14 protein-coding genes are annotated in these 19,184 nt (G+C 73.1%); 7 read left to right on the top strand and 7 right to left on the bottom strand.

Annotated elements, in window-relative coordinates:
* Positions 1 to 95: 95 nt before the first annotated feature.
* From ACFV88_RS21535 to ACFV88_RS21525, 3 genes are all read right to left on the bottom strand, one after another.
* Positions 96 to 545 (bottom strand): RNHCP domain-containing protein, encoded by a 450-nt coding sequence (locus tag ACFV88_RS21535; protein ID WP_385493307.1) that lies wholly within the window; start codon positions 543 to 545, stop codon positions 96 to 98.
* Positions 546 to 586: 41 nt separating this feature from the next.
* Entirely contained in the window at positions 587 to 925 is a 339-nt protein-coding gene (locus ACFV88_RS21530) for an RNHCP domain-containing protein (protein WP_385493442.1), read from the bottom strand.
* A 555-nt stretch (positions 926 to 1,480) separates the two neighbouring features.
* On the bottom strand, positions 1,481 to 4,738 hold the full coding sequence (locus tag ACFV88_RS21525; protein ID WP_385493305.1) for a cytochrome P450: 3,258 nt from the start codon (positions 4,736 to 4,738) through the stop codon (positions 1,481 to 1,483).
* A 247-nt stretch (positions 4,739 to 4,985) separates the two neighbouring features.
* Between ACFV88_RS21525 and ACFV88_RS21520 the strand changes: the two genes are divergently transcribed.
* Positions 4,986 to 5,606, top strand: coding sequence for a TetR/AcrR family transcriptional regulator (locus tag ACFV88_RS21520; RefSeq protein WP_385493303.1), 621 nt, complete (start codon positions 4,986 to 4,988; stop codon positions 5,604 to 5,606).
* A 208-nt stretch (positions 5,607 to 5,814) separates the two neighbouring features.
* Positions 5,815 to 6,807, top strand: a complete 993-nt coding sequence (locus ACFV88_RS21515; protein ID WP_385493302.1) for an ABC transporter substrate-binding protein — start codon at positions 5,815 to 5,817, stop codon at positions 6,805 to 6,807.
* Between the two features lie 202 nt (positions 6,808 to 7,009).
* Here ACFV88_RS21515 and ACFV88_RS21510 read toward each other — a convergent pair whose 3' ends face one another.
* On the bottom strand, positions 7,010 to 7,768 hold the full coding sequence (locus tag ACFV88_RS21510; RefSeq protein WP_385493301.1) for an AraC family transcriptional regulator: 759 nt from the start codon (positions 7,766 to 7,768) through the stop codon (positions 7,010 to 7,012).
* 156 nt (positions 7,769 to 7,924) lie between these two features.
* Between ACFV88_RS21510 and ACFV88_RS21505 the strand changes: the two genes are divergently transcribed.
* From ACFV88_RS21505 to ACFV88_RS21490, 4 genes are read left to right on the top strand one after another with little or no spacing between them, the layout of a single operon-like run.
* Positions 7,925 to 8,971 carry a FecCD family ABC transporter permease gene (locus ACFV88_RS21505; protein ID WP_385493300.1) on the top strand — a complete coding sequence of 349 codons (1,047 nt, stop codon included), beginning with the start codon at positions 7,925 to 7,927 and terminating at the stop codon, positions 8,969 to 8,971.
* A 5-nt stretch (positions 8,972 to 8,976) separates the two neighbouring features.
* A complete protein-coding gene (locus ACFV88_RS21500; RefSeq protein WP_385493299.1) occupies positions 8,977 to 10,077 on the top strand; it encodes a FecCD family ABC transporter permease in 1,101 nt (366 codons plus the stop codon).
* A complete protein-coding gene (locus ACFV88_RS21495) occupies positions 10,074 to 10,940 on the top strand; it encodes an ABC transporter ATP-binding protein (protein WP_385493298.1) in 867 nt (288 codons plus the stop codon). Before ACFV88_RS21500 ends, ACFV88_RS21495 begins: the two co-directional genes overlap by 4 nt.
* Positions 10,937 to 11,989 carry an ABC transporter substrate-binding protein gene (locus tag ACFV88_RS21490; RefSeq protein WP_385493297.1) on the top strand — a complete coding sequence of 351 codons (1,053 nt, stop codon included), beginning with the start codon at positions 10,937 to 10,939 and terminating at the stop codon, positions 11,987 to 11,989. The genes ACFV88_RS21495 and ACFV88_RS21490 overlap by 4 nt, the downstream gene beginning before the upstream one ends.
* Before the next feature lie 79 nt (positions 11,990 to 12,068).
* Here ACFV88_RS21490 and ACFV88_RS21485 read toward each other — a convergent pair whose 3' ends face one another.
* Positions 12,069 to 13,763, bottom strand: coding sequence for an ABC transporter ATP-binding protein (locus tag ACFV88_RS21485; RefSeq protein WP_385493296.1), 1,695 nt, complete (start codon positions 13,761 to 13,763; stop codon positions 12,069 to 12,071).
* Positions 13,753 to 15,438 (bottom strand): ATP-binding cassette domain-containing protein, encoded by a 1,686-nt coding sequence (locus ACFV88_RS21480; protein ID WP_385493295.1) that lies wholly within the window; start codon positions 15,436 to 15,438, stop codon positions 13,753 to 13,755. The genes ACFV88_RS21485 and ACFV88_RS21480 overlap by 11 nt, the downstream gene beginning before the upstream one ends.
* Before the next feature lie 646 nt (positions 15,439 to 16,084).
* On the opposite strand from ACFV88_RS21480, the gene ACFV88_RS21475 reads away from it, so the two are divergent.
* Complete coding sequence (locus tag ACFV88_RS21475) at positions 16,085 to 17,764, top strand: SIP domain-containing protein (protein ID WP_385493293.1); 1,680 nt, start codon at positions 16,085 to 16,087, stop codon at positions 17,762 to 17,764.
* Between the two features lie 49 nt (positions 17,765 to 17,813).
* Here the strand turns inward: ACFV88_RS21475 and ACFV88_RS21470 are convergent, their stop codons facing one another.
* Positions 17,814 to 19,106 carry an erythromycin esterase family protein gene (locus ACFV88_RS21470; protein ID WP_385493292.1) on the bottom strand — a complete coding sequence of 431 codons (1,293 nt, stop codon included), beginning with the start codon at positions 19,104 to 19,106 and terminating at the stop codon, positions 17,814 to 17,816.
* Between the last annotated feature and the right edge of the window lie 78 nt (positions 19,107 to 19,184).

Below are 19,184 nucleotides of genomic sequence, written 5' to 3'. Positions count from 1 at the left end.
GGGGTCACGGCCCCGAGGCGACGGTGGCGGGCGCGGACCGGCCGCGAACCGCACGGCCCCCAGGGGCCGTGCGGCGGCGCCGCCCGGGTCGGGCGCTAGAGCGTGAGCAGTGCGCGCACGGGGGCGTTGACATCGCCCAGCGGGCGGGTGGCGAGCCGGATCAGGGGCAACGGGTTGTCGTCCCCGGCGATCCGGTTGACGCTCAACTCGTCGCAGGACAGGCACTGGTGGATGACCAGCCACTCCCCGTCGGCGCGCACCGACAGGCTGAGGGCGACCATCCGGCCCCGGCACTGCGAAGCCCGGTCGCCCGGGACCCGCGCGTCCACATGGAGACTGGCGAGGCAGTGCGGGCAGTGGTTGCGGTGGACGGTGCCGGGTGCGCGCAGCGGCACGTCGAGGCGGCAGCCCACGCAGCGGAATGACTCCCCGCGCTCCCCGCCCCTGCCGTGCAGCACGTCCTTGTGGCGCTGGGGCCGTGCTGCGCGTCGTCGTTCGCGGCCCCCCGGGGTGCCGCCGTCCGTTCGTCTCGTCCGTCGTGGCATGGTTCTTCCTCCTGATTCTGGTCGACCGGGTTCCGTCACCGTCACAGCTCGGCGAAGACTTCGAGCGGGAACGGGGGTTGGGCCAGTGGTCGGACGGCCATCCGCATCAGGATGAGCTGGTTGTCGTCGGGGCTGATGGGGCTGGAGGTCAGTTCGTCGCAACGGGTGCAGCGGTGGATGACCATCCAGTCACCGGTGCGCAGCACGGCGATGGAGATCGGGGTCATCCGCGAGGTGCAGTCGGAGGCGCCGCCCTCCACGTGGTCGGTGAGGTGCTGCGAGTGCAGACAGCTCGGGCAGTGGTTGCGGACGGCGCCGGCGGGGTCGAGCGTGCCGACGGTGAGGCCGCAGCGGACGCAGGTGAAGGTGCTGGTGCGCAGTACGGGGCTGGGCTGGTGGTTCTCGGCGTTGCTGTGGCCATGGCTGCGACTGTTCGAAAGGGTGGACACCCTGGGTTCTCCTGGCTGGGGATGGGGCGAGGACAGCAGGAGGCGCCGAGCGGCGTCGGGGAAGCACGGGGAAACGTCGGTGCGACGGGGGTGCCGGCCCGTGGGCACCCCCGGGCGGCACGATGCCGGAAGGCACCGTACGACGAGGGTACGGACGGGCGCGGGCGGGACCCGGAACACCGGGGCGCACGGCGGGGGACCCCGGGCGCGGAGGTCGCCGGAACCTCCGGTGGACGACGGGCGTCAACCGGGGGCGTTCGGCGGGCCGAACGGGGTCAGCAGCCGGACGCGCTCACGCTTCGACGAGGCGCGCTCGGCACGGGCCGGGGCATACAACACCGCTTTTCTAGGGCTCGGGGGGAGCCCGGAGAGGGGCCGCGGCGCGCGCTCGGCGCGACCACGGGGTGCCCACTGGTGGGGCACTTCGGCACGCTAACAGCGGTGCGGCAACGGGGGCCACCCGTTTTTCGACGGCCCCCGTGGGGGTCAGCCCGCCCAGACGTCCTCGACGTACCGCTCCTCGGCCGTCAGCCCGGACAGCCACTGCGCCGCCTCCTCGGGCGTCGAGCCCGTGTGCCGGCGGTGGACCGCGCGCAGCGCGTCCCGCACGGCGGGGGCCATCGCCCGACCGTCACCGCAGACCCGGACGTGCGCCCCGGACTCCAACAGTTCCCACACCTCGGCGGATTCGTTCAGCAGGCGCTCCTGGACGAACCGTGCGCCGTTCTCGGGGGCCCGCGAGAAGGTGGGGCGCAGACGGACGGCGCCACCGGCCGCGGCCGACTCCAACTCGGTGCGGTGCAGGTAGTCCACCTCGGGGTGGTCGCAGCCGAAGTAGACCAGCACCGGCGCGGCGTCGCCGTCGCCTGCCGCGTCGGCCCGGTCGGCGACGGCCGCCCGGAAGGGCGCCAGCCCCGTGCCCGCGGAGACGAGGACCAGCGGGACCGACGGGTCCGCCGGGACGCGGAACGCCTCGCGGCACGGCGAGATCCGGGCGTACACGGTGTCACCGGGCTCCGCGGAGGCCATGAACGCGGCGCCCGTGCCGAGGAAGGTGCCCTCGCCGTCGCGGTGCGGAGTCGGGTGCGCGGCGATCATGAGGTCGGCCGTGCGGGGTGCCCGGGCGGGGGAGGAGGACACCGAGTAGTACCGCAGGTTCATCGGGGTCAGCACGTCCAGCAGTGCGGCCAGTCCGGGTCGGCAGGAGGCGTACCGGTCGAGCAGCTCCACCACCGTGTCACGGCAGGGCGCGGTGCGGTCGGCGAGTTCCGTCAGGGCGGCCTGCTCGGGCGGGCACGGGGCGTGCCGGGCCAGTGCGGCGAGCTGCCGTGCGGTGGCGGGTCGCTCCAGCTCCACGAAGTGGGTGAGCAGGGTGCGTACCGTCATCGGCTGGTCCACCGGCAGCGGGGACCGGCCGCCCGCGGGGGCGCGCAGCACGATCACCCGGTCCGGGTCGAGGCCGAGGACCGCGATCGTCCGCTCCACCAGGTCCGGTGGGCTGACCGGGCGGACCAGGAGGTGGTCACCGGTGCGGTACGCGGCGCCGGTCGGTAGTCCGAGGCGCAGCAACCGCTTGGAACGGCCCAGGGCGTGCCCCACGTCGACGAGTTCCTCGTTCGCGACGACGACGAACGGGACGAGTGCGTCGACGGTCGGCAGTGCGGGTGCGGTGACCTCGCTGTCCTCGACGGTGTACCGGGCGGTGGGCGGTGCGCTGTCCGGTGCCTCGTCGGCGGGTACGCCGTAGCGGTCCAGCAGCGCGGTCCACGCCCGGTCGCTCCAGGTGCCGACCTCCGCCGGCACGTCGGTGGAGACGTCGAGGGCGTACCGGTCCAGCAGTCGGGTACCCCCCGCGGCGGCGAGCCGGTCGTCGATGAGGGTGGGGACGCGCTGGTAAGTGGCGGACCAGTTGCGGTCGCCGACCCCGAGGACCGCGTAGGGCAGCCCGGCCGGCGCCCCGCCGTGCTCCAACCAGGCGACGAACCGGCCCGCGTCATCGGTGGGGCGGCCGTTGTAGGAGGAGGCGACGATCAGGACCGGACCGTCCGGGTCCAGTGCGTCCACGGCGTCGTCCAGCGGGGCGAGGGCGGTGGCGAAGCCGTGTCGGGCGCCCTCGTCGGCGAGGTCCGCGGCGATCTGGCGGGACGTACCGAGGTTGGAGCCGTACAGCACGGTGAGGGTGGTGCCCGGGGCGCGCAGCCCGTCGGGCGCGGTCGGGCCGTCGTCCGTGGCGCGGGACGTGGTGCGGGGTGCGGTGCCGGGTGTGTTCGCGGCCGGGTCCGGGGCCGGGGCTTGGACCGGGGCGGCGAGCGGGTGCCGGTCGGCGGTGCCGCGCCGCACGGGGGCGAGCGTGAAGCCGTCCGGCTTGAGGGTCAGGGTCTCCTTGACCTTCAGCCGGTAGCCGTCCCGGTCGAGCAGACGGTAGCGGTGCACGATCAGGCCCAGCAGGAGCGTCGCCTCGTGCAACGCGAACTGGCGGCCGATGCAGGAGCGTTCGCCGTTGCCGAAGGGCTTGTAGAGGTGGCCGGGTCGGCCGTCCACGGCCTCGGGCGTGAAGCGTGCCGGGTCGAAGAGTTCGGGGTTGTCGCCCCAGCCCGGGTCGCGGTGCAGCATCGGGGTGAGGACCATGACGGCCTGCCCCGCGCGGACCGGGTAGCGGCCCCCGATGACGGTGTCCGCCAGGGGTTCCACGGCGAAGGCGGGCGCCGTGGGCCACAGCCGCAGGCTCTCGTTGAGCACCTGCCGCAGGTACCGCAGTCGGCCCACGTCCTCGTACGACGGGTCCGGGTCGGCGGCGTCGCCCCACAGCGCGTCCGTCTCGGCCTGCGCCGCGGCGAGCACTGCGGGGTTCTTCAACAGGTAGTACAGCGCGAAGGAGAGCGCTCCGCTGGTGGTCTCGTGGCCCGCGATGAGGAAGGTGAGCAACTGGTAACGGATGTTGGTGTCGTCCAGGCGCTCGCCCGTCTCCTTGTCCCGGGCGTGCAGCATCAGGGACAGCAGGTCGGCCGGCCCGTTGCCGTCCCCCTCGCCGTTCGGGTCGTGGGCGGCCCGGCGGCGGCGCACGATGTCGTCGGCGAGGCGGTTCATGGCGAGGACGTCGGCCCGTTGGCGCTTCTCGGCGCCGGCGTACAACAGGTCGAGGCCGGGGAAGAAGCCGGTCTTCTTCTGCGCGTGGTCCAGCGCGCGGACCATCGAGGTGATGAACGGGTGCGGTTCGGTGCGCGCGAAGCACGCGAAGTCGAAGCCGAAACCGCACAGTCCGATGGTGTCCAGGGTGAGCCGGGTCATGTCCTCGGCGACGTCGACGGTCCGGCCCTCGTGCGCGTCCCACTTGGCGAGCAGCCGCCGGGCGACCTCCACCATCGTGGGGTGGTAGGCGCGCAGCGCGTAGAACGAGAACGCGGGCAGCAGGACGTTGTGCGCCCTGCGCCAGTTGGGCTCGTCGCCGAAGGCGGTGAAGAGTCCGTCGCCGGTGAACTCCCGGACGGTCACCAGGGGCGCCACCGACTTGCGGAACCTGTTCTCGTCGCAGACCTCGGCGACCAGTTCGCCGCCCGACACGATCAGGGTGTCCTCGTCGAACACGCGGAGGTTGAAGATCGGGCCCAGGGCCCGCGCCTCGCGCATCGCCCACTGGGTGAAGGTGTCGGTCGGCACCCTCAGGGCGTGTCCGAAGAAGGGAAGGGGGGTGCGCTCGGGAACGGTGGAGGTGCCCGCGGCGTGGCGGAGTGCTGTCGGGTTCATTGACCTTGCCCCTTCGGTGGTCCTCGGTGGTCTGCGTGGTCTGCGTGCTCGGCGGCGGTGTAGGCGATCTGCGGCGGGCTTCGTGGGGAAGGTCCGGGCGTCGCTCGGGCGCGTGGCCGGTGACGGGTCGGGCGGGCTGTCGGCGGGCTGTCGGTGGAGCCTCCCGCCGTTCCACCATACGCACGACTTGGTCACGTGACAAAGTCGATCGACGTGGACGTAGGACTATGTCGCTATAGTGGCTTGTATGGCTCATGTAACCGCCGCCGAGCGTCGACCCCAGCTGATTGCCGCGGCCATCGAACTCATGGCCCGCGAAGGGGTGGCCGCGGGCTCCACCCGGGCGATCGCGGCCGAACTCGGGGTCGCCCAGGCGACCGTGCACTACACCTTCGGCACCAAGGCGGACCTGTACCGGGCGGTGCTGGAATCGCTGTCCGGGGAACTCGTCGTCGGAGCCCAACGGGCCGTGGCGCGGGCGGCCAGTTTGGAGGAGGCCCTGCGGGCCACCGCCGAGGCGTACTGGATCGACATGAACGACCGCCCGGAGCTGAATCTCGTGTGGTTCGAGTTGATCACCCTCTCCCTGCGCAGCACGGAGCTGCGGGAAGTGGTGGAGCGGCACTACCGGGACATCGCCGAGATCGCGACCGACGCCCTGATCGAGACGGGGCGTCGCACCGGTCGGTCCTACGCGGTGCCGCCCGAAGAGCTCGCGGACTTCCTCCTCGCGGGGCTCGACGGGGTGTCCGTGAGTCATCTGATCCGGGGTGAGGCCGTGCCCGGTCCGCAGGCCCGGGGGATGTTGGACCGGCTCGTCCAGGCGACGGTGGCGCTGGCCGGTCCGCCTCCGGTGAACGGACGTTAGCCCGGCCCGGCGCGCAACGTCCTTGCGGGGCAGGCGTGTTGGGCGGAAGTGGTGCATGCCGCGCAAGGTGCGCAGGTGGGCGGGGTGTCGTGCGGGCGGACCTGACGGGTCGAATGAGACGGAACCCATATGGACTTAGCTAAGCCTTACCGAACTATGCTGTGCGTGTTCGCCTCCCCAGGCTCCCGTATGTGAAAGCAGAAGAACCATGACTGCCATGACCGCATCCCGCCGCGTGAGCATCGCCCTCGCCTCCGCCGTCGCCGGAGCCCTCGCTCTGACCGCGTGCGGTTCCGACTCGGACGGGGAGAAGAAGGCCGAAGGCGGCAAGGAGTCCGCGGCGACCGCGCAGGACCGCACGATCAAGACGGTCATGGGCGACGTCAAGGTCAAGGCCGAGCCCCAGCGGGTGGTCGCCCTCGACACCGCCGAGCTCGACTCGCTGATCACCCTCGGGGTGAAGCCGGTCGGTGCCACCCGCACCGACTCCAAGACCGGATTCCCGTCCCACATCCCGGCCGACAAGGTCGACGGCGTCAAGATCGTCGGTGAGATGACCACGCCGAACCTGGAGGCCATCGCGGCCCTCAAGCCGGACCTGATCCTCACCAGCAAGGTTCGCCACGGCGACAAGTACGACGAGCTGAAGGCCATCGCGCCGACCGTGATGACGGAGTCCACGGGTCTGCCGTGGAAGGAGAACTTCCTCGTCCACGCCGATGCCCTGGGCAAGAAGACCGAGGCGCAGAAGGCGGTCGCGGCGTACCAGGCGCGTACCGCGGAGGTCACCACCGCGCTCGGCGGCAAGGACAAGGCCGCCGCCATCGAGGTCAACATGGTTCGCTTCATCGAGGGTGCGGACATCCGCATCTACGGCAAGGAGAACTACCTCGGCACGATCTTCAAGGACGTCGGCCTCGGTCGTCCGGCCGTCACCGAGAAGGCCGTGGACGGCTTCATGCTGAACGTGAGCCCCGAGAAGATCGACATGGCCGACACGGACGTCATCTTCCACTCCACCATCGGTGACCCGGCCAAGGCCAAGGCCACCCAGGTGCTCGGCAGCCCGCTGTGGAAGAACATGGACGCCGTGAAGAAGGGCAACGCCCACGCCGTCAAGGACGAGCTGTGGATCCAGGCGATCGGCTACACCGGCGCCGCCGACATCCTGGACGAGCTGGAAGCCGCCCTCGCCAAGTAGTCGCTCCCGGCGGCACGTCGTACCGCCCGCGCCAAGTAGTAGCGCCCGCACCGGGCGGTACCGGCTGGAGCGGGAGCGTGCCACGCCGGTGTTCCGGTCCCGTCAAGCCGGAGCCGGGCCGGTGCCGGAGCCAGTGCCCAGCGAAGAGCCCCGTGACCTCCAGGTCACGGGGCTCTTCCGTGCGGCGGGGACGGCCGCCGCGTCACGCGGCCGGCGCTCGGGACCCCTCCGCCTCCCGGACGTACGCGCCCGGCGTCCGCCCGAAGTGCCGGCGGAACGCGAGGATGTAGCCGTTGGTGCTGACGAAGCCGACCCGCGCCGCGACCGCGCTCACCAACTGGCCCTGCGCCAGCAACGGCAGCGAGTGGTTGAGCCGTAGCCGGGTCCGCCACTCCGAGAACGCGAGCCCCGTCTCCGTGCGGAACGCCCGCCGCAGACTCGTGGAACTGGTGTACAGCTCCTCCGCCCACTCGGTCGCCGTCCGGGGATCGCCCGGCTCCCGCCCGAGCGCCAGCGCCACGCTGCGCGCCGCTTCACTCGTCGGCTGCGGCAGCGGCAGGCAGTCGCGGTGACCTGCGGACAGCGCCGCGAAGACGGCCGGGTCGTTCTCCGACGGGTCCGAACTGCGCATCCGCCCGAGCAGCAGCCGCCGCTGCGCGTCGGTGACGTTCACCGGGGTGGCGGCGGTGTACGGCAGCAGGTGGTCGTCGGGGTCGAAGGTCTCCACGACGATCACCGATTCGCTGCCGAACCGGGCACTGTGCGGCAGCCACGCCGGAACCCACAGGGCCACCGACGCGGACAGTTCGTGGTCGCGGCCCTGCGCGTGCACCACGATCCCGCCCACCGGCACGTACAGGAACTGGTGGAAGTCATGGGCGTGCGTCGGGTGCCCCCCGGCGGCGATGAAGTCGTCGTCCACGAGGGCGGTGTCCGGGGTCAAGGTACTGTTTCCGGTCACGTCTGCGGTCCTCTCCCAGGGCAACGGCCCTCCCGTGTCTCGGGTCCGGTTGACCCCTGGTTGTGAGTGATGTGGCCCCGACATTGGACCACCCTTCGGGCAGGTAAGGGTAACCTAAGTCGACGCTTGCCCAGGTGAGAAGCCCGAGGAACATCCATGACAGACACCCTTCCGAGGGCGACAACACCCCCTTCACCGGCAAGGACCCGCTCCTCGCGCGGTACCGCCGTGCTGGTGTTCGCCGTCCTCGCGCTGGTCGCCGTGACCGTGGCCAGTATCGGACTAGGAGCGCGCTCCATCTCCCCACCGGAGGTCGTCCGCATCCTGCTGGACCCGGACGGGGGCGCCTACAACGCGCACGTCCTGTGGACCGAACGCGTACCCCGGACGTTCCTGGGCCTCGCCGTGGGCGCCGCGCTCGGAGCCTCCGGGCTGATCATGCAGGCGCTCACCCTCAACCCGCTCGCCGACCCCGGCATCCTCGGCATCGAGCAGGGCGCCGCCATGACCGTCGTCGTCGGCATCCTCTTCCTCGACATCACCGGAGTCACCGCGTACTTCTGGCTGGCGCTCGTCGGAGCGGCGCTCACCGCCACCCTGGTCTACCTGATCGGCACCCGCAGCAACACCGGTAGCTCCACCCTCGGACTCGTGCTCGCCGGCGTGGCCGTCGCCGCCGTGATGTCCTCGCTGATCACCCTGCTGGTCGTCCGTGACGAGGCCGTCTTCGCCCATCTGCGGTTCTGGTCCGTGGGCCAGCTCACCGGACGCGCCAAGGTCCTCGACGAGATCGCCCCGTTCGCGATCGTCGGACTCCTGCTGGCGCTGCCCCTCGGCCGCACCCTCAACATCCTCGGCATGGGCGACGACGCAGCCCGCGGACTCGGCGTCCGCGTCGAACGCGCCCGACTGGCCTCCGCCGCCATCGCCGTCCTGCTCTGCGCCGCCGCCACCGCCGCCGTCGGACCGGTCGCCTTCGTCGGTCTCGCCGCCGCACACTGCGCCCGGCTGCTCGTCGGCGCCGACCACCGCTGGTCGCTCCCGCTGTCGATGGCCCTCGGCGCGGTCCTGCTGCTGACCGCCGACACCGCGGGGCGCCTGATCATCGACCACGGCGAGATCCAGGTCGCCGTGATGACGGCGGCCGTCGGCACCCCCTTCTTCATCTGGCTGGCCCGCCGCCGCGACCTGGTCAAGGTGTGACCGCCGTGACGCACTGGCCCACCACCACCGCCACCGCCGAGCCGACCGCGACCCCGCCCGCGAAACCGACGGACAACTCCGCCACCATCGCCGCGCTCCGCACCGCCCACCGGCTCCAGGGCCGGCGCCTGGCCACCATCTGCGCCGCCCTGGTCGTCGGGATGCTCGCCCTGTTCAGCGCCTCCGTCCTGCTGGGCGGCGTCGGACGGATCGACACCGCCGACGTCCTGCCCGCCGCGTTCGGGATGCGCACCGGGCTCGCCGACTACGTGATCTTCCAGAACCGGGTGCCCCGCGCCCTGGCGGCGATGCTCTCCGGCGCCCTGTTCGGCCTCTCCGGAGTGCTGTACCAGCGGCTCGTCCGCAACCCGCTGGCCACCCCCGACATCGTCGGCATCTCGGCGGGCGCCGGAGCCGGGGCCACCACCGTGCTGCTGTTCGCACCCACCCTGCCGTACGGGGCACCGCTCGCCGCGATCGCCGGATCGTTCCTGGTGGTGGGCCTGGTGCACCTCCTCAGCTGGCGCGGCGGCATCGACACCTACCGGCTCGTCCTCGTCGGCATCGGACTGAGCGGCGTCTGCACCGCCTACACCAACTACCTGTTCACCGTCGCCGACCAGCACAGCATCGCCGTCGCCCTGCGCTGGCTCGTCGGCAGCGTCAACGACGTCACCTGGGACGGCGTCGGCACCCTCGCCGCCGCCCTGGTGGGCTGCGTCCTGTGCGCCGCGCTGCTGTCCCGTCCGCTCTACGCCATGGACCTCGGCGACGGGCTCGCGACCGGACTGGGCGCCCGGGTCTCCTGGGCCAGGGTCGCCGCACTGCTGCTGGGGGCCGCCGCCGCGGCACTCGCCACCAGCGTCGTCGGACCGATCGGTTTCGTCTCCCTCATCAGCGGTCCGCTCGCGGTGCGACTCGTCGGCGCCGATCGTTCCCTGGGCCTCGCGCCCCTCGTCGGCGCGGTCATCGTGCTCGCCGCCGACGTCCTCGCCCGCAACGCCCCCCTCATCAGCCCGGTGCCCACCGGGGCCCTCACCGCGCTGATCGGCGCGCCCTACTTCGTCTGGCTGATCCTTCGGCGCAGGCAGAAAGCCGTCACGTGACCACCGAGAAACTCCAGGAGCCCCGGCTCGAAGCCCGCGCGGTCAGCGCCGGCTACGGCAAGTCGCTGATCATCCGGGAGCTGTCCCTGCGGATCGCCGAGGGACAGATCACCGCGCTCGTCGGCCCCAACGCCTGCGGCAAGTCGACCCTGTTGAAGTCCATCGCCCGGCTGCTGCCGCTGGCCGGCGGATCGGTGCTCCTCGACGGCGCCGACCTGCACACCCTGTCCACCCGGGACATCGCCCGCAGTCTCGGCATCCTGCCGCAGGCGCCGCTGGCCCCCGAGAGCATCACGGTGGGCGACCTGGTCTGGCGCGGACGCCATCCGCACCGCAGGTTCGGCCAGCGACGCACCGAAGCCGACGAGGTCGTCATCGCCGACGCCCTCGCCGCCACCGGCACCGCCGAGCTGATCGACCGCCCCGTCGAGGAACTGTCCGGCGGTCAGCGCCAGCGCGTGTGGATCGCCCTGGCCCTGGCCCAGGACACCCCCACCCTGCTCCTCGACGAACCCACCACCTACCTCGACATCGCCCACCAGATCGAGGTGATGGACCTGCTGGCCGACCTCAACGAGCGCACCGGCAAGACCATCGTCCTCGTCTCCCACGACCTCAACCAGGCCGCCCTGTACGCCTCGTCCATCGTCGCGATGCGCGACGGACGGATCGTCCGGCAGGGCACCCCGGAAGAGGTCCTCACCGAGGAGACCGTCGCCGAGGTGTTCGGCATGCCCTGCGTCGTCGTGCCCCACCCCCGTTCGGCGCGGCCACAGATCTTCCCGCTGGGACGCCACATCGGCGCCCGGCCCACCGGGGACAGCTCCACCGTTCTCACCGTTCACCCTCAGGAGACACCATGAACCGCCCGACCAGCCCGCTGCGCCGCCGTGGCGCCGTCCGGCTGCTGCTCGCCTCCGCGACCGCCCTCGCCCTGGTCACCGGCTGCGGCAGCTCCGGCGGCGACGACCAGGCGGACGGCGCCGAGGGTTCCGCCGCGGCCGGCGGCCAGGGCTTCCCGGTGAAGCTCACCAGCGCATGGGGCCCCGACGAGGTCAAGGAGCGTCCCGTGCGGGTCGCGACCGTCTCCGACGGGGACACATCCATCGCCCTCGCCCTCGGCCTCGTCCCCGTGATCACCCCGGACGTGGAGGACGGCGACCCCGTCGGCGAGTACAAGCAGCGGGCGCTGGACAAGCTCGGCGTCGACAAGCTGGAGACGTACGACGACTCCGACGGCACGGACTACGAGGCCGTCGCGGCGGCCGACCCCGACATCATCCTCGGCATGAACACCTGGGACATGGACGCGGACCACGCGAAGCTCAAGCCCATCGCCCCCGTCGTCACCTTCAGCGACAAGAAGCACGCCGACACCCTCACCTGGCAGGAGCGACTGACCACCGCGGCCAAGGCCCTGGGGCTCACCGGCGAGGCGGAGAAGGTGATCGCGGCCAACCGCGCGGCGATCAAGGACGCGGCGAAGACCCACTCGGTGCTCAAGGGCAAGACCTACACCTACGCCGTGGTCCACCCCGAGCAACTGACCTTCATGTCCTACGCCGAGCAGGACCCCGGCGTCTTCGAGGAACTGGGTCTGCGCAAGACCGACAAGGCGAAGAACTACACCGCCACCAAGAACGGGGTCAGCCTGGAGAACATCGACCAGCTGGAGGCGGACATCCTCCTGGTCACCTACCCCTTCGGGGACGAGGGGCTGCTCAGCGCCTCCGAACTGGAGAACAACAAGCTGTTCAAGTCCCTCGACGCGGTGCGCGGCGGCAACTTCACCGTGATCCCGTCGGACAACCTCCTGTCCTCCTCCATCGCCTACCCCGACGCGCTCAGCGCCTCCTGGGTCGTCGAGGAACTGGCCCCGCTCCTGGCGAAGGCAGCCGAAGGCAAGAAGTGACCCCGGCACCCCCGGGTACGGAAACCCCGGGGGGAGCGGCCTCAGCCGCTCCCCCCGGGGTTTCCGTTGCACCCCCCCGTCAGCGGTCCGCCACCGTACCCGCGGGCATCGTCAGCACACGGCGCCCCCGGGCGATCGTCTCCGCCCGGTGCGCGATCACCACCAGCGCCCGGTCCCCCGCAGCGGCGGCCAACGCCGACTCGATCCGTGCGGCCGTCTCCCGGTCCACCCCCGCCGTGGCCTCGTCCAGCACCAGCACCGCCGGATCGGCCAGCACCGCCCGGGCCAGCGCCACCAACTGGCGCTCCCCGCCGGACAGCGAGCCCGGCCCGACCGGGGTGTCCAGGCCCTCGGGCAGCGCATCGGCCCACTCCACGAGCCCCAACTCCGCCAGTACGGAACGGACCCGCTGCGGGTCCGGCCGCCCCGGGACCATCGCCAGGTTCTCGCCCACCGTCCCCGCGACCAGGGTCACGTCCTGCGGCACGAGCGCCACCGCCGCCCGGAGCGCCGCCGGGTCCAGTACGGCCAACTCCTGCCCGGCGAACGTCACCGCACCGCGATCCGGTGCGTACAGTCCGGCGAGCAGCTTGCCCACCGTCGACTTGCCCGCCCCGGTCGGTCCGACGACCACCAACCGCTCCCCGGGCGCCACGGTCAGCGACAGCCCGTCCACCACCGCAGCCCCGCTCCCGTAGCCGAACGCGACCTCCGACAGCACCAGCGCCCCGCGCCCGGCGGGCTCCGACCGCTGCCCGGGCAGCGCGACCCGCACGCTCCGGGGCGCGGTCGCCCGCAGCAGGTCCAGCAGCCGCGCCAGCCGCACATGGGCCTCCCTGCCCTCGCCCACCGACCCCGCGAGGTCCTCGAAACGGCCCAGCAGCTCCCGGGTGGCGAGCACGAACACGACGGCGACCCCCACGCTCAGTCGCCCCTGACCCACCAGGACCGCACCCGCCACCAGCAGCCCGGCCAGACAGACCGCCTGGATCAACGCCAGGTAGTCCAGGACCAGTTCGGTACGCACCTGGTGCTCCCGAGCGGCCCGCAGCCGCTCGTTGTCGGCCCGGAAGCGCTCCAGCCACCGGGGCACCGCCCCCGTGATCCGTAGCTGCTCCTGTGCGGGCAGCGACTCCGAGAACCGGGCCGAGACCTCCGTCTCCGCCTCCGCCACCGCCGCGTAGGCGGGTCCGGCCCGGCGGTGGAACCGCCGCACGATCAGCACCGCCGGCGGCAGGAACGCCACCAGCAGCAGGGCCGTCAGCACCAGCGAGTGCGCCGCCAGCATCACCACCGTGAACACCAGCACCAGCGCCGCGGACACCAGGTCCGGCAGCGTCCCCCCGACGAACGACGCCAAGCCGTTCAGCTCCCCGGTGAGGCGGCGCAGCAACTCGCCCCCGCGGTGCGCCTCCACGAACCTGAGCGGCGCCCCGGCCACCACCGCCGTGGCCCGCTCCCGCAGCCCCGCCAGCACCGCCTCACCGACGCGGATCAGCCAGAGGCGGGACGCCCAGGTCAGCAGCCCGGTCGCCAGCACCAGCACCAGCAGGAGCAGCACCCGCGCGGTCAGCGACCCCCGGTCGCCGGACCCGGCGGCGTCCACGACCCGCCCGATCACCGCGGTCACCGCGACGGCCAGCGCCGCAGTGGCCAGATGGAGGACCACGGCCACCGCGAGCGCCCGGCGGTGTCCCCGCAGGAAGGGCGCGGCCCGTCGGAACACCCGCCGCTGGTCCGGCAGTTCGCTCAGCAGGAAGGGATCAGTGGACACGGGTGGATTCCTCGGCGTCGGGTGCGGACGCGCCGGCGACCGGCCCGGACGACAGCCGGACCTCCCGGTCGGCGAGCGCCCGCACGGCGGGGGAGTGGGTGGCGAACACGACGACGGCGCCCCCGGTCGCCCGGCGCAACCGGGCCAGGACCTCCTTCTCGGTGGCCCCGTCCAGTGCGGAGGTCACGTCGTCGAGCAGCAGGACCGGGCTGTGGCGCAGCAGCGCCCGGGTCAGCGCCACCAGTTGGCGCTGACCGCCCGACAGGCCCCGACCCCGTTCGCCGACCTCGGTGTCCCACCCGTCGCGGAGCTGGTCGAGCACCCGGTCGAGACCGCAGTCGTGGGCGGTCGCGTCGAGTGCGGAGCGCGGGTGGTCGCCGCCCAGCAGCAGGTTGTCCAGGACGGTGCCGTGCAGCAGCAGCGGCCCCTCCGGCACCAGACCGACGGTGGCGTACAGGTCGTCCGGGTCCGCGTCGTCCAGCGGGACCCCGGCGAGTTCCACCGTGCCGTCGGCGGGGACCAGCCGGGCCATCGCGCGCAGCAGGGTGCTCTTGCCGCAGCCGGTGGGCCCGGTCAGCGCGATCCACTCGCCGGGCACCGCCGTGAGGTCCAGCGGCCCGATCGGTGCCCGCCCGGGGTGTCGGACCGTCAGCCCGCGCACCCGCAGCCCGCCGGAGCGGGGCAGCGCCGGGCACCGGCGCGGCGGGGGCGGCAGGGCGAGGACCTCACCGATGCGTCCCGCCGCGACGAGTGCTTCGGCGCGCTCGCCCAGCCGTGCGGTCATCACGGTGACGGCCACGGACACCGTGCCCATCCACAGGACGAAGGTCGTCAGCGCGCCGACGGTGAGCCGACCGTCCTGGACCGCGAGGCCGCCCGCCCACAGTCCGGCCGCCACTGCGAGCAACGGCACCACGGTCGCCGCCGCTTCCCACGGCGCGCCGACCGCGGCCAGCCGCCGGGTGCGCCGGGTGACCTCCGCACTGTGCCGGTGGTGCCGGTCCACCAGGTGCCCTTCCGCGCCGACCCCGCGCAGCGGCAGCAGCGACGACAACAGTTCCTCGGCCGCCGATGACCGCCGTCCGTGCGCTTCGGCGAGGGCCCGCGCGCGGCGCGCGTAGCGGGGCGGGAACACCCGGTTGAGCAACAGCAGCACCGGCACGGTCAGGGCGGCCACCAGCAGCAGCAACGGGTCGAGCCCGGCGATCGCCGGCACCAGGACGACCCCGGTGATCCCGATCACCACCCAGGCGGTCAGTCCGTGCACCCACGTCAGGACGGTGTCCACGTCCCGGGTGGCCCGGTCCGTCAGGTCGCCGAAGCCGTCGGTGCGGCGCCGCACGGTGTCCGTGTCGAGGGAGAGGATCGCCCGCAGCAGCCGCACCCGCAGCCAGGTCCCGGCCCGGGCCTCGGCGAGGTTGGTCCACAGCTGCCAGCCCCGCATCCCCGCGTACTCCACGCCGGCGGCCGCGACGAACGCGGCGGCCCACCAGGCCGCGCTCCCCACCGCTCCTTCGACTCCGGCGTCGAGGGAGCGGCCCAGCAGCCAGGGCAGGGCCAGGAAGGCGCATTGGCGCAGCGCCGCCCAGCAGACGGATCGCACGAGGTCGCCGCGGACCCGTGACAGGCACTGCCGCAACAGTCGGGGCGGGGGCACGGCGGGACGCTGGCTCACGTGGGTGATCATCCTCGGGGCGCGGGAACGGGGTACGGGTGCCACCCGGCGGTGTCACGGGCCGGGGCCACCGCCGTTCACCGTAGGAGCGGGCCGTTCGCCGTGGTCCAAGGGACAGCGCCGGCCCGTGAAAGCGGGCGGCCGACTCGTCGGCCGGGCCCGCCGTAGGCACCCGGGTGGCACGGACCGGACCCGCCGGTTGGATCGGCCGGCCCCCGCCGCGCCTAGCCTGGTCGGCGGGTCGGACGGCCCCCGTCCCCCCGGTGCCCTGCGGTCACCGCGGCGGGGGCCGTCCGTTACGGGACGCCGGCCCGCCCGTCCCGCGGAGACGGCCGGCCCCCGGGCCGCACCGGTATCGCGACGGCCCCCGTTCGACAGCGCCCCACCACCCAGGCCAAGGAGCCCCGAATGCCAGCGCGCAGCCCCCGTCCGGTCGCCACCTTCCCCATCGTGCTCAGGGAACTGACCGTGCTGCGGGTCAGGGACCTCACCCCCGGGATGCGTCGAGTGACGCTGGGCGGCCCGCAGCTCGGCGCGTTCCGCAGCGGCGACATCGAACTGCCTGCGCTGCGCACGGAGGGCTTCGACGACCACGAAGTTCTTCTTCGGCGAGCCCGGCGAGCCCGACGCGCCCGACGCGCGGCCGGTGCTGCCCCGACAGAAGGTCGGCAGCCTCGACTGGCCCGAGGACGAGCGGCCGATCGCCAAGGACTACACACCGGTCCGGTTCGACCCGGAGGCGGGGGAGATCGACTTCGACTTCGTCCGCCACGAGGGCGGCATCGCCTCCACCTGGGCGGAGCACGTCGAGCCCGGCTCCGTCACCTGGATCGCGGGACCCAAGATGTCCCACGGCCACCCCGAGAACAGCGACTGGCTGCTGGCGATCGGTGACGAGACCGCGCTCCCCGCGATCGGCCGCTGGCTCGCGGAGATGCCGGCGGGGACCCGCGCCCGGGTCCTGGTGGAGGTGGGCGAGGACAGCCATCGACAGGAGCTGCCCACCCGGGCGGACGCCGAGATCACCTGGCTGTCCCGCGGGGGCGCCCCGGCCGGCAGCACCGACCTCCTGGAACGGGCGCTGCGGGACCTGGAGTGGCTGCCGGGCACCGTGTTCGTCTGGGTGGCGGGGGAGACGCTGACGCTCAAGGGCATCCGCCGCCACCTCACCCTGGAGCGGCAGGTTCCCCGGGAGCAGCTGCACATCACCGGCTACTGGCGCCGGACCGCCCCCGTACCCGCACCGGAAGGGGCCCCGGACGCCGTCGGTGACGCCGAGCCGGCCGATGCCGTCACGGAGCCCGACGAGCCCGAGGCGCACGAGCGGCTGCACGAACTCACCGACCTGGCCCCGGGGTACGCGATCCGCGCGGCGGTGACCCTCGGACTGTTCGACCTGGTGCACCACGGGCTGCGGGACCCCGCCGAACTGGCCCGCCGCTGCGAGGCCGATCCGGAGGTGTTCTCCGCGCTGCTCGCCTATCTGGTGGGCATCGACGTCCTCGACTTCGGCCCGGACGGCGTGCGGCTCACGGAGGTCGGCGAGGAACTCGTCGAGGACGACCACTCGGCCGACGAGTACCGGCTCGACGGGGCGCAGGCCGCGTTGGACCTCTCGCTGTCCGGCCTGCTCGACGCCGTCCGGGGCAGGGGCGGGCGGCAGTTGACGGCGTCCGGTGTCCCGCTTGCCGAGGCGATGCGCGAGGACGAACGCCTCGGCGGCTCCGCGCGGACCCTCGTCGAGGAGGAGGCGCTGTGGTTCGCGCCCGGGGTGGTCACCGCGCATGACTGGGCCGCTGCGGGCACCCTCACGGCCGCCGGTCACGGAGTCGGTTCCCTGGCGAACGCGCTGCTCAAGGCGGTGCCGGGGCTGCGGATGCGGATCGCGGCGCTGCCCTCGGCGCTGCGCGTGCTCAGGGAGCAGGTCCTCGACACGGACGTCCTGGCCCGGATCGATCTCGTCCCGCAGACCGGGCCGGTGCCCGGCGGCAGCGACACGGTCCTGTTGTCGCGGCTGCTGGACTGGTTGCCCGACGAGGACGCCGTGCACGCCCTGCGGGAGGCCGCCGAGGGGTTGCCGGAGGGCGGCACCCTGGTGCTGGTCGAGCAGGTCAGGCCCGAGGGCACTGCGGGCGACCCGGCGGCCTTCGCCGATCTGGACACGGCCCTGCACCACCTCCGGCTGACCTGCGCCTTCGGCTCGGGCGTGCGCACGGCCAGCGCCCTGTCCGCGCTCGCGGCCCGCGCCGGGCTCGGCGTCCGCGCGAGTCACGACGTGGGCTGGGACCACCGCCTGCTGGTCCTGGACCCGGCCGGCGAGGCGTAGGACACCGCTGCCCGGGCGCGGCCACCACCCGGGCGCCGGGTGCCGGTCGTCACGGGAGCGCCGTCGCCGGTGGCTCCCGGTGGCCGAGGAGGCGGGCGGGCGTCACGTGCCGCCGGTGGACCAGGACGTCGAACCACTCCGCCAGCGAACCGCCCGTCATGTGGTGCCCGCTGTCGTCGTCCGGGTCGTACGCCGGGCCGACGGTCCGCAACGTCACGGTCCCGGCCAGCCAGTCGGCGACCGGCTGCGGAGCCTGCGCGCGCAGGTCCAGCAGGTAGTCACCCGTGGTGTCGTCGTCCAGCACCGACTCCACCAGCGACGGTCCGGGCTCGGGCACCCGGTGGGGCGGGGCGTCGGTGTACGTGGCGAGTTCGCCGCGACCGAAGGTGAACCCGATCGACAGGTACCGGTCCCCGAGTCCGTCGTGGAGGTGGCTGCCCGCGTTGCGGGACGCACTCGCCGGGTTCGGCGGGAAGCTGATGGTCCGCGTGGGCGCCTTGGCGGCGTGCGAGCCGGAGGTCCAGAACAGCGCTGCGTGCCCCGTGTGCCGGTGCCACCACTGGACGTTCTCGGCGAAGGCCCGTTCGTAGGCGGCCATGTTGTGCGGGTCCAGCGGATCGTCGTCGTGGTCGTGGAGTTCGTAGTACTGGACGATCACCCGGGCGTGGTGCAGGGCCCACGCATGTCCGTCGTGGCCGGGCGCCCCCGCCACCAGGGCGTGCGCGGCTCGGGCCAGGTCGACCCACGCCCCTCGGTCCGGCAGGGCCCGGAAGCGCCGGGTGTGGGCCGACACCTCGCCCCGCGGGCGGAGGTCGGCGTAACAGGACGCCAACGCGTCCAGCAGCTCGGGGGCGGCCCGCCGTACGTAGTCGGTCACCGTGTCGTAGGCCGAGGGCCCCGTCTCGTGCGGGCTGACCCCGACGAAGCGGACGGGGTTCTGGGGACGGCCCTCGTTGAAGGCGCGCATCCACCGGACGAGGGCGAGCACCTCCTCGGTCCGGGAGAACGGCTCCGCGGCGCTCAGCAGCGCCTCGGGGTCCCCGGCGCCGGTGCGCACGTAGGCGTCGAGCCGGACGCCGAGCGTCCAGTCCTGGTCGAAGGCGACGGCACGGAACCCGGCCGTACCGATCAGCAGGGCGGCGATGCGTGCCTGGAGCGCGAAGACCTCGTGCGCTCCGCGGGTCCCCGCGCCGTAGCCCACCACGGCCGTCCGCTCGGTGAGCACGTCCAGGAGGGGTCGCAGGTCGTCCAGGGGTGCCAAGAGGTCCACGGTGGTCAGGGGGCGCGCCGTCTCCCTGATCCAGCGCCGCACCGCGGTGTGTTGTTCCGGCGGGGTCGTCATGGGGCCACTCTCGGACCTCAAGATCGGTTGAGGTCAACCCCCGTCGGGAGTGGGGTGGGGCCCGCCCGGCGGTTCGGT

The sequence above is a fragment of the Streptomyces sp. NPDC059816 genome, assembly GCF_042732055.1.
Classification (GTDB): domain Bacteria; phylum Actinomycetota; class Actinomycetes; order Streptomycetales; family Streptomycetaceae; genus Streptomyces.
This window is presented reverse-complemented; position numbering and strand designations above follow the sequence as displayed.

Excerpts from the sequence above, each read along its gene's own strand:
- ACFV88_RS21490 (WP_385493297.1), top strand. The coding sequence starts at position 10,937 with ATGAACCGCCCGACCAGCCCGCTGCGCCGCCGTGGCGCCGTCCGGCTG.
- ACFV88_RS21525 (WP_385493305.1), bottom strand. The coding sequence starts at position 4,738 with ATGAACCCGACAGCACTCCGCCACGCCGCGGGCACCTCCACCGTTCCC.
- ACFV88_RS21520 (WP_385493303.1), top strand. The coding sequence starts at position 4,986 with ATGGCTCATGTAACCGCCGCCGAGCGTCGACCCCAGCTGATTGCCGCG.
- ACFV88_RS21505 (WP_385493300.1), top strand. The coding sequence starts at position 7,925 with ATGACAGACACCCTTCCGAGGGCGACAACACCCCCTTCACCGGCAAGG.
- ACFV88_RS21515 (WP_385493302.1), top strand. The coding sequence starts at position 5,815 with ATGACTGCCATGACCGCATCCCGCCGCGTGAGCATCGCCCTCGCCTCC.
- ACFV88_RS21470 (WP_385493292.1), bottom strand. The coding sequence starts at position 19,106 with ATGACGACCCCGCCGGAACAACACACCGCGGTGCGGCGCTGGATCAGG.
- ACFV88_RS21535 (WP_385493307.1), bottom strand. The coding sequence starts at position 545 with ATGCCACGACGGACGAGACGAACGGACGGCGGCACCCCGGGGGGCCGC.